At 65.2% G+C, this 10238-nt stretch carries 11 protein-coding genes; 5 read left to right on the top strand and 6 right to left on the bottom strand.

Annotated elements, in window-relative coordinates; translation table 11 throughout:
• The first annotated feature begins 81 nt into the window (after positions 1–81).
• The 5 genes from AC5P67_RS19880 to AC5P67_RS19900 all read left to right on the top strand — a co-directional run bounded on the left by AC5P67_RS19880 (position 82) and on the right by AC5P67_RS19900 (position 5759).
• Positions 82–978 carry a LysR family transcriptional regulator ArgP gene (locus AC5P67_RS19880; RefSeq protein ID WP_012479551.1) on the top strand — a complete coding sequence of 299 codons (897 nt, stop codon included), beginning with the start codon at positions 82–84 and terminating at the stop codon, positions 976–978.
• A gap of 78 nt (positions 979–1056) precedes the next feature.
• On the top strand, positions 1057–2457 hold the full coding sequence (locus AC5P67_RS19885) for a TolC family protein (protein WP_044569690.1): 1401 nt from the start codon (positions 1057–1059) through the stop codon (positions 2455–2457).
• On the top strand, positions 2450–3463 hold the full coding sequence (locus tag AC5P67_RS19890) for an HlyD family secretion protein (protein WP_005408651.1): 1014 nt from the start codon (positions 2450–2452) through the stop codon (positions 3461–3463). The genes AC5P67_RS19885 and AC5P67_RS19890 overlap by 8 nt, the downstream gene beginning before the upstream one ends.
• On the top strand, positions 3448–4635 hold the full coding sequence (locus tag AC5P67_RS19895) for an ABC transporter permease (protein ID WP_099498138.1): 1188 nt from the start codon (positions 3448–3450) through the stop codon (positions 4633–4635). The genes AC5P67_RS19890 and AC5P67_RS19895 overlap by 16 nt, the downstream gene beginning before the upstream one ends.
• Positions 4632–5759, top strand: a complete 1128-nt coding sequence (locus AC5P67_RS19900) for an ABC transporter permease (RefSeq protein ID WP_043035551.1) — start codon at positions 4632–4634, stop codon at positions 5757–5759. Before AC5P67_RS19895 ends, AC5P67_RS19900 begins: the two co-directional genes overlap by 4 nt.
• 127 nt (positions 5760–5886) lie before the next feature.
• On the opposite strand, the gene AC5P67_RS19905 is transcribed toward AC5P67_RS19900, so the two are convergent.
• From AC5P67_RS19905 to AC5P67_RS19930, 6 genes are all read right to left on the bottom strand, one after another.
• On the bottom strand, positions 5887–6255 hold the full coding sequence (locus AC5P67_RS19905; protein WP_032965667.1) for a glycine zipper 2TM domain-containing protein: 369 nt from the start codon (positions 6253–6255) through the stop codon (positions 5887–5889).
• Positions 6256–6421: 166 nt separating this feature from the next.
• Positions 6422–8644 carry a methyl-accepting chemotaxis protein gene (locus AC5P67_RS19910; RefSeq protein WP_495215143.1) on the bottom strand — a complete coding sequence of 741 codons (2223 nt, stop codon included), beginning with the start codon at positions 8642–8644 and terminating at the stop codon, positions 6422–6424.
• Positions 8645–8854: 210 nt separating this feature from the next.
• Complete coding sequence (locus tag AC5P67_RS19915) at positions 8855–9229, bottom strand: hypothetical protein (protein WP_216655110.1); 375 nt, start codon at positions 9227–9229, stop codon at positions 8855–8857.
• An 80-nt stretch (positions 9230–9309) separates the two neighbouring features.
• Complete coding sequence (locus AC5P67_RS19920) at positions 9310–9654, bottom strand: DUF596 domain-containing protein (RefSeq protein ID WP_024958502.1); 345 nt, start codon at positions 9652–9654, stop codon at positions 9310–9312.
• Positions 9651–10064 carry a hypothetical protein gene (locus AC5P67_RS19925; protein WP_141097972.1) on the bottom strand — a complete coding sequence of 138 codons (414 nt, stop codon included), beginning with the start codon at positions 10062–10064 and terminating at the stop codon, positions 9651–9653. The genes AC5P67_RS19920 and AC5P67_RS19925 overlap by 4 nt, the downstream gene beginning before the upstream one ends.
• Positions 10045–10238 (bottom strand): hypothetical protein (locus AC5P67_RS19930; RefSeq protein ID WP_495215141.1); only part of this gene is annotated, 194 nt, incomplete at its 5' end. The genes AC5P67_RS19925 and AC5P67_RS19930, both read right to left, overlap by 20 nt.

Consider the following 10238-nt stretch of genomic DNA (forward strand, 5'->3'; position numbering starts at 1 on the left):
CGCGCAGGGTGCGGCCAACAGCCTTGTTTAGACAAACTGATTTTTCTTTATCCTGCGCAGGAAAACTGAAGAGGCACCGGCATGGACCTGGTACACCCGCAACTGGCCGCGTTTGCCGCGGTGCTGGAGGAAGGCAGCTTCGAGGCTGCGGCACGCCGCCTGTCGATCAGCCCATCAGCACTGTCGCAGCGGATCAAGGCTCTGGAAGACCGGCTCGGGCAGGTGCTGGTGGTGCGCCAGGCGCCGTGCCGCCCCACCGCCGCCGGTGAGGCGCTGCTGCGCCGGGTGCGACCGATGCAGGCGCTGGAGGCCGAGGCATTGGCCGAGCTGCTACCCGAGCGTGGCAGCAGCGACGCTGCGCGCACCCCGATCCCGCTGGCGGTCAATGATGATTCGCTCGATACGTGGTTCGTGCCGGCCATCGCCGACCTGCACCAGCGCCATGGCTACCTGTTCGACCTGCGCATGGACGACCAGGACCACACCCTGCGGTTGCTGCGCGACGGCAGCGTGCTGGGTGCGGTCACCGCCGAAAGCCAGCCGGTGAAGGGCTGCAACGTGCATCCTCTCGGCGCCATGCGCTACCAAGCGATTGCTTCGCCCGGCTTCGCCCGCCAGTACTTCAGCGATGGCATGGACGCCACGGCGCTGGCACGCGCACCGATGCTGGTGTTCAACCGCAAAGATGAACTGCAGTGGCGCTTCGTGCGTCGCCTGACCCGCGCGAGGCTGCAGCCGCCGCTACACTACCTGCCCTCCTCCACCGGTTTCGTCGAAGCCGCCGCGTGCGGACTCGGCTGGGGCCTGGCCCCGGAAACCCTGGCCGCGCCCGCTGTGCGCGCCGGCCGCGTGGTGGTACTGGAACCCCGCCGCTGGCTCGATGTGCCGTTGTACTGGCAGCATGCCGCCGTGCGCTCAAGCACGCTGCAGCACATCACCCAGGCGCTGCGTACTGCGGCCAGCGGCACCCTTCGTTGAGGAAAGACCGATGACCGCAGACCCGGGCTTCACACCATGCGCACTACCGTTTGCGCACTTCTTTACCACTGGGACGGCATGGGCGTGATCGGCCGACGTACAAGGATGCACCGCGCGAAAGTCGCGTTGACCCTGGCAGCCTGCATGCCGCTTGCGGCGGCAGCGCAGAGCAGTGCCGATGCACCCGCACTGGACTGGGAACAGGCGCGGCAACGCCTGGAGCAGGTCTCCGATGCGCTGGCCGCTGCCGATGCAGCCGTTCGCAACAAGCAGGACCTGCAGGACGCCACCCGGCTGCTGCGCCTGCCGGAGATCACCGGCGAAGTGCGCCGCCTGCAGTTCCAGAAGACGCTCACTCTGCCGCTGGGCTCACTGGCGCCGGTGGCTGAAGCCTTCGGCATCGATTCGCCGCTGTCGTTCACCGAGCGCGACTGGCGCACCCGTCCAGTGGTCACCGCGGTGCTGCCGCTGTACACCGGCGGCGTGATTCCGGCCGCGCAGCGTGCGGCCAGTGCCGCCCACGAACAGGCCAGCGCCGAGCGCGAAGCACAACGTCAATCGCTGACCGTGCAGCTGGCCCAGGCCTACTTCGGGCAGCGCCTGGCCGAGCAGGCGGTGGACGTGCGCCGTGACGTGCGCGATGGCCTCAACCGCCACCTGTCCGATGCGGAGAAGCTGGAACGCGAGGGTTTCGCCACCCGCGCCCAGCGCCTGCAGGCCACCGTGGCCCGCGACAAGGCCGAGCGCGAATACCAGAAGACGGTGAACGACCTGGCAACGCTGAAGGCCGCGCTGGCCACGCTGCTGCGCAGTGGTGGCGAGGTGCAGCCGGTTTCGCCGCTGTTCGTGCAGCGCGTGCCGCTGGAACCGGTGGCCAGCTTCGAGCGTACTGCGCAGGCGCGCCAGCCGCAGATCGCACGCCTGCGGGCCATGGTGGCGCAGGCCGAACAGGGCGTGCGCGTGCAGCAGGCCAAGCTGAAACCGCAGATCTTTGCCTTCGGCCAGTACGACTTCCGCCGCCGCGACGAAATGCTGACCGATCCGGACTGGGCGTTTGGCATCGGCCTGAAGTACACCTTCCTGTCGCCGAACTCGCGGCCGGCGCAGATCAGCGCCGCGCGCGCGCAGCAGGACCAGGCCGAAGCGGGCCTGCGCGAGGCCGAGAACCAGGTCGCGCTGGGCGTGCGCAAGGCCTGGAACGAACTGGAAACCGCGCGCCAGCAGTACGTGCTGCTCGACAGCAGCATTGCCCAGGCACAGGAAAACCTGCGCCTGCAGGAGCTGGCGTTCCGCGAGGGCCAGGCCACCTCGCTGGATGTGATCGACGCGCGGCTCGGCCTGGGCGGTGCCCGTGTAGAGCGCGCACAGGCCGCCTACCAATACGATATTGCGCTGGCACAGTTGCTGGAGGTCAGTGGACAGATGGACCGTTTTGAAGAATTCCGGCGCCGTGCGGACGAGGTGATCGACCATGAGTGATGTGCTGCACGACGATGCGACAACACCCCCGGCCAAGCGCCGCCTGGGCCCGATCCTGGTAGTGGCGCTGCTGGTCGCGGTGGTGCTCGGCCTGTGGCTGGCCTGGCGCAGCCCGGCCGACCAGATCCAGGGCATGGCCGACGCGGACACCATCAACGTGGCCGCCAAGATCACCGCCCGCGTGGCGGAGTTGAAGGTGCGCGAGGGCGACCGCGTGCAGCCCGGGCAGGTGCTGTTCCTGCTCGACAGCCCCGAAGTGGCCGCCAAGGAACAGCAGGCCCACGGCGCGTTGGCCGCCGCACAGGCGGTGGCCGACAAGGCCGACGAAGGCGCGCGCAGCGAAGACATCCGCGCCGCCGAAGCGAACTGGAAGCGCGCCGAAGCCGGTGCGACGCTGGCCGAAGCCACGTACCAGCGCGTGCAGAACCTGTTCAACGAAGGGGTGATGACCCGGCAGAAGCGCGATGAAGCGCATGCCCAGGCCACCAGTTCGCGCGAACTGGCCCGTGCCGCGCGCGCGCAGTACGACATGGCGTTGGCCGGCGCACGCGAGCAGGACAAGCGTGCCGCGCAGGGCCAGGTGCAGCAGGCGCAGGGCGCGGTGGCCGAAGTCAACGCCGCCCGTGCCGAAGTCGAAGGACGCGCGCCGGTGGCGGGCGAGATCAACAAGCGCATGGCCGACCCGGGCGAGCTGGTGCCGGCCGGCTACCCGGTATTCACCCTGGTCGACATTGATCGCATGTGGGTGGCGATGAACCTGCGCGAATCACAGATGCAGGGCCTGAAGGTCGGCAGCAAGCTGCAGGGCAACGTGCCGGCACTCGGCCTGGACGGCGAGTTCGAGGTCTACTTCATCAACCCTGCCGGCGACTATGCGACCTGGCGTACCACCCGCCAGTCGTCCGGCTACGACGTCCGCAGTTTCGAGGTGCGGGTGCGCCCGGTACGCCGCATCGAGGGCTTCCGCCCCGGCATGAGCGTGCTGTTCGCATGGCCCCAGCACTGAGCCCGGACCGCAACGGCTTCGCTGCTTCCTGGCGGCGCGAGCTGCAGTCGCTGCGCGGCAACCGTGCCGACCTGCTGCTGGTCACCGTGCTGCCCCTGCTGATGCTGGCGGTGATGGCGTGGATGTTCTCGCCGTCGGTGATGCGCGACATCCCCATTGCCGTGGTCGACCTCGACCACAGCAGTGACAGCCGCCTGCTGCTGCGCATGCTCGATGCCAGCCCCGGCGTACGCATCGCCAGCCAGCCGGCGGACCTGGAGGACGCGCGTTCGCAGCTGCGCAGGCTGGACGTGTTTGCCATCGTACTGGTGCCGCGCGATGTCACCCGGCAGGCGCTGCGTGGACGCCAGGGCACGGTGTTCGCCTATTACAACGCCACCTACATGACCACCGGCCAATCTGCGTCGCGCGATATCGGCGACGCAGTCTCGGCCTGGAACGCACGCCTGCTGCGCGAACGCATCGGCCTGCAGGTCGGCCCCGGCAAGCTGCGTGCGGCACCGATCGCGGTGCAGTCGGACATCCTGTACAACCCTGCGCGCAGCTACGAGTTGTTCCTGCTGCCGCTGATCTTCCCAGCCGTGCTGTCGCTGGTACTGGCACTTGCGGTGGCCGGCAGCCTCGGCCGCGAGATCCGCGACGGCACCCTGCCCGCCTGGCTGGATCGAACGCCGTGGTCGGTGATTGCGGGCAAGGTCACGCCGTACATCCTGTTGTTTTCGCTGTATGGCGCGCTCGGCATCGGTTACCTGGCCTGGCTGCGCGGCGATGGTGTGGCCGGCAGCGCGCTCCTGTTGCTGCTCGCACAGCCACTGTTCTACCTGGCCACGGCCGCCTACGCATTGTTCTTCGTCGGCGTCACCCGCGACATGGGTACCGCGCTGTCCGCGGTCGGCCTCAGCATCGGCACCGCACTGGCGTTCTCCAGCGCTACCTTCCCGGTGCTGGATGGCCCCCTGTTCACCCGCATCTGGCATCAGCTGCTGCCACTCAGCGCCTACATCAAGCTGCAGACCCAGCAGCAGTTCATCGGTTCGCCGCTGCAGGTTTCGGTGTGGCCGTTGGCCACATTGCTGCTGATGGCGGTGGTGGCAGGAGGCATTGGCGGCCTGCGCCTGATCGCCTTTGCGCGCACGCCGGAAGCCTCGCAGCCTGCGGGAGCCGACGCATGAGCGCACTGTGGCGCAGCCTGCGGCAGACCCTGATGGCGGTGCTGTGTGACCGCTACGCGATCGTTGTGATGGTCGGCGCGGTGATCCTGTATTCGTTCTTCTACCCGGCCGCGTACCGTCACCAGGTGGCCGGCAACCTGCCGGTGCTGGTGGTGGACGAAGACCACAGCGCGACCAGCCGCGAGCTGCTGCGCAAGCTCGATGCACTCCGCGTTGCACGCGTGGTCGGGCAACCGGCGGACATCGACAGTGCGCGTCAGCAGCTGGAAGCCGGCCATGCCGAAGGCATCGTGCTGATCCCGGCCAACCTGGAGCGCGACATCCTGCGCGGCCACCCGGCCAAGCTGGTGCTGCTCGGCAACGGCGCCTACCTGGGCCGTGCCAGCTGGGTGCTGGGCAGCGTGGCCGACGCACTGGGCGCGTTCGGGCGTGACGCCGTGGTCGGCCAGGCCGCCTTCATGGGCGCGCCACAGGCGCCGCCGGTCACCCTGGTGCAGCGCCCGCTGTACAACACCCAGGAAGGCTATGGCAGCGCCATCGTGCCCGGCGTGGCCGAGCTGATCGTGCACCAGACCCTGCTGATGGGCATCGGCGTGCTGCTCGGTGGTCGTCGTCTTGCACTCGGCCGGCGCCTGCGCTTCGACCTGCCGACCCTGGCCGGCATGGCGATGGGCTTCGGCCTGATCGGCCTGTTCGGCCTGTTCTGGTACGCCGGGTTCACCGCCTGGGTGCAGGACTATCCGCGCGGCGGGAACCCACTGGGCCAGCTGCTGGGCGGCACCCTGTTCATCGCCGCTACAGTGGTTTTCGGCCTGTTCGTCGGCAGCTTCTTCCGCACCCGCGAACGCGCCTTCCAGTACATCATCGCCACCTCGATCCCGCTGTTCTTCCTGGCCAACCTGTCGTGGCCGGCAGTGATGACGCCGCAACCGCTGGTCTGGCTGGCGCAGCTGCTGCCTACCACCTCCGGCATCAACCTGATGGTGCGCCTGAACCAGATGGACGCCAGCCTGGCCGACGTCAGCCACGAACTGATCACCCTCACCGTCCTGCTGCTGCTCTACGGCAGCCTCGCCACCTGGCGCCTCCTCGCAAAAAAGGGGACGGAGGGGATTAAGTCGTAAACGGCCGGTTTGGGGGATTGCGACTTAATTCCCTCCGTCCCTTTTTCCTGCAACGAAGAACGCCGGCGTGGGGCCGGCGTTCGGGTACTGCGGTGTGGAAGGGGAAACGGGGGCCTTCGGCGATCGATCAGCGATAGACGCGTTCGCAGCGACGTTCAACCACGCGGTCACCGTTCTTCTGCTGCTGGTTGCCTTGGATCTGGCGGCCGGCCGCACCACCGGCCACGGCGCCGGCCACGGTTGCAAGCTTCTTGCCGTTACCGCCGCCCACCTGGTTGCCCAGCAGGCCGCCGATCACTGCGCCGGTAGCGGTACCCGTGATGCGGTTCGGATCGCGCGAGTTGCGCTGCACTTCCACGTTCTTGCAGACCACGCGACTGCCGTCATTGAACTTGCGTCCCTCATCGCGCGGCCCATACGTCTGCGCACCGGCCACCGACGAAGCCGCCAGCAGCGTGCCCAGCACAAGCAATCGGGTCGAGGTCTTCATGGCCATCTCCTGAGTTCCGGTATGGCGCAAGTGTCCTCCTGCGGTTGGCAACCGGAAGTGAAATGCGCGTGTCCACCGCCTCATCGGCCATCGCGCGTTCAGGAAGAGAATCCGCGCCCATCACGATCAGCCATCGTGATGGGCGCCGTCTCCCTACCGGCGTGCTGCCTTGCTAGAACTCTTCCCAGCCACCCGCATTGGCAGCCAACGTCGGCTCGATGCGCGGTGACAGCACCGCCGGGCGTCTCACCGGCGTGACCGAGGCCGCTACCGCCGCAAGCGCGCGCGGGACCGATACGGCTGCCGCGGCTGCACCGGTGCGGAACACCGACACCGCTTCGGCCAGCAGGTTGGCCTGCTCCTCCATGGAGCGTGCCGCCGCGCTGGCTTCTTCCACCAGCGCCGCATTCTGCTGCGTGGTCTCGTCCATCTGCACCACCGCCTGGTTCACCTGTTCGATACCCGAGCTCTGCTCCTGCGAGGCGGCAGAGATATCGGCCATGATGTCGGTCACGCGCTGCACCGAGGCCACGATCTCGCCCATCGTGGTGCCGGCCTGACGAACCAGCGCCGATCCATCGGCGACCTTGCCGACCGAATCCTCGATCAGGCCCTTGATCTCCTTGGCCGCACCGGCCGAGCGCTGCGCCAGCGTGCGCACCTCACTGGCCACCACCGCAAAGCCCCTGCCCTGCTCGCCGGCACGAGCAGCTTCCACCGCCGCGTTCAAGGCCAGGATGTTGGTCTGGAACGCGATGCCGTCGATGACGCTGATGATCTCGGCGATCTTCTTCGACGAGGCTTCGATGGCCGACATGGTGGTGACCACCTGGCCGACCACCTCGCCGCCCTGTGAGGCGACGCCATGCGCACCGATGGCAAGCTGGTTGGCCTGGCGTGCGTGCTCGGCGTTCTGTTTCACGGTGGAGGTCAGTTCCTCCATCGACGCAGCCGTCTCTTCCAGGTTCGCCGCCTGCTGCTCGGTGCGCCGCGACAGATCGTTGTTGCCCGAAGCGATCTCGCCTGCCGCCAGGTTGATGCTGGACGCGCTGGACTGGATACGGCCGACAATCTGCTTGAGCTGATCGACGGTGGCGTTGCAGTCATCACGCATGCGGGCGAACACGCCGTGGAAGTCGCCCTGCATGCGTACAGTGAGGTCACCGCGCGAGATCGCCTGCAGCAGGGTCGACACCTGCACCAGGTTCTCGTCGGTGGTCTGCATCAGGCGATTGAGCCCGGCCACCATGTCGCGGAAATCATAGGCGAAGCGATCTTCATCGCCGCGCAGGCTGAAGTCGCCGGCGGCTGCGGCCGTCGCCAGGCGGCGGATCTCACCGTTGATCGCCGACAGGCTGGCCTTGGTTTCGTCCATGGCCTGGGTGATTGCGGCCTTCTCGCCCGGCAACGGATCCATGTCCACTGACAGATCACCGCGGGCGTAATGCTTCATTACTTCGATCAGCCGGTTCTGCACCTGCACATGCGAGCCGACCAGCGCATTGGTCTCGTGCACCATGCGCCCGTAGTCGCCAGGAAAAGCACTCTCGTCCATGCGATAGCTGAGGCTGCCCGCGTCGTGCTGGCGGGCCAGCTCGCCCTGCGCCGCCATCACCGACTGCAACTGCGCCTGCATGCGCTGCATCGACCTGAGCAGCTGCGTCACCTCATCGTTGCCGGACGCGTCGATGCTGTTGTCCAGCCGCCCGTTGGCGATGCCGTCGGCCAGCTTCACCGCACCTTCCAGCGGGCGGGTCAGGCTGCGGGTGATGGCCCACGCGGCCAGCGAGCCCAGTAGCAGGCTCAACGCGCCGAACACGATCGACAACGTGCCGGTCCAGGATTCGGTTGAACGGTATTCCTCGCGACTGCGCTCGGTCAGTGTCTCCTGATGCCGCAGCAGGGTCGAGATCGCCTCATTCCATGCGGTGGCCAAGCCGTGCTCGGCGAGCAGTTCCTTGGCCGCGCCGTTGAAATCACCGGCCTTCATGCGCTCGTGCAGATGCTGGGTGGAGGCGTCGGTGGCCTTGCGTGCCGCGTCGATTTTCGCCACCAGGGCATCACCAGTGGCGTCGCGTGGAATCTTGATGTACTTGGCCCAGATACCGTCGTAGGTCTGCGACAGCTCCTGCGCCTTCTGATAATCCTTGTCGAAATCCTCACCGCGCTTGATCACCATCAGCCGGCGATGCATCAGCACCGCGTTGTTGGTATCCAGCATGTCGTTCAACAGCCGCATCTTCACCATGTTGACGTCCACCACTTTCTCGAACTGGGCGGACTTCAGGTGGTTTCCGTACAGCACGAGGCCAACGATGGCCACGATGAACAGCAGCAGCAAACCGAACCCGGCACCCAGCCGGGATCCCACTCGAAGGTTGCGTAAGGCGAGCATCTCAATTCCCTTGATCATGGCCGTATGATCGATGGCGGCGCAGGCAGGGGAAACTTTATGGGTCGATATTATTATATCGATCTAAAACTCTGGAACTGTGCAGACAGGTGTGAAATCAGAAAACCCACGAACGCGTTATATCCATAAGGCATATCGCCATGTGTACCGAGAATGGGATCAGGCCCGGGCCTGCCGCCCCGGCATCCAGCATTACGGAGCAGCAGGCCCCGGGAAGACCAGATCCTTCCCGAGCCTTGCCGCATAGATGCTCTCGAACTGGAAGGAGAGCACAAACCGGAACTCGCACGCCGCAGCGTAACGATTGATGAAGCGGCAGATTTCCTCCCAGGCACTTTCAAACCCGCTCGCGCGGAAATGAAACGAGCCGAGCAGGCCGACCTGCCACTTGGCTTCAATCCCTTCCGCAACGACAGCTTCCGGCGGGTCGACGATGCTGAATCCGAAGCCGGTGTTGGATGCTGGAAGATATCCACGCAGGCCGTCGGCACCGTCGGAGTACGGCCTGGATCGAGTCCAGAGCGCGCAGCACGAAACCCAGATCGGCACCGGCTTCGACTCAAGCAAGCTTCATCAAAGCTCGGTGTCGTTACAAGCCCTGACCCATTCGTCAGGATCATCGGGCGCCACCGACATGAATCGGACTACTACGTCCACTGTTCACGGCCATCTGCGCCGATCCAAACCAGACCCGCCGGAGCATCGGTCAAGAACCAGAGGCCGAATCCATCGATATCATCTTCACCAGGATTTTCGGGCCAAGCGTTTGAGATTAGCGTCAGCTGCTCCCTCCAGTCGCCTTGCAAGAACACCCCGTCCGTTGCAAGCCTCACTTTCCCTTCCCTCAACAAACGACCCATCAACTCGAAGAACGCGTCTTTTCTTTCGGAGATCCCAACACCTCCCATTTCCATCGTCATGTGCTGCCAGACGGCACCCATTGATAACCCAAACGAAGAAGTCACCACTGCACAATGAATCCCGTCTTTCATTTGAACTTCACCTCTACTCGCTTTCCATTATTTATGGATTTATCCTGCACATCAATTGTCCAACTAGCACCAGTCTTCTGCGCGCTCGTTGAAAAATCTCTAAGAGTTATCTTTGCACCAGAGCTCGTGGTTGCCGTATAAAGAAGACCCTTTCCAGGTACGACCTTCGCGACAGGCATGCGATCAGTTCCAGTCAGCTGTCTGAAATACAGCATGACATCGGATGTGCTTGCACCAATATAAACCGGAGCACCCGTACTGACTTGAGCATCGGCCTTCAAGACCTTTGAACCAAGATTAAGCTGAAAATCCTTAGGATCCAATGACTTGCTATTGTATTGGTGTGCGAGGTCATCAATTCGCTTTTGCGAGTACGCCTGAAGAACGGATTCAGGTTGTTTGAGAGACAAATCGGGCAGTTCCCGGCTTGGGCGCCCAGCCATCCATCTGCCCGCCCGCACCACCACTGATGCTGCCGGAGCTGGCCGTATAGTCCATGTGGTTCTGCAGGTCGGTGAATGTCAGCGAGCCCGCAGTCAGTTCACTGTTGCCCGCATGGGTGCTGGCAATCGCCCCGCCCACCA

The sequence above is a fragment of the Stenotrophomonas sp. YJH_SMC_21 genome (assembly GCF_059369555.1).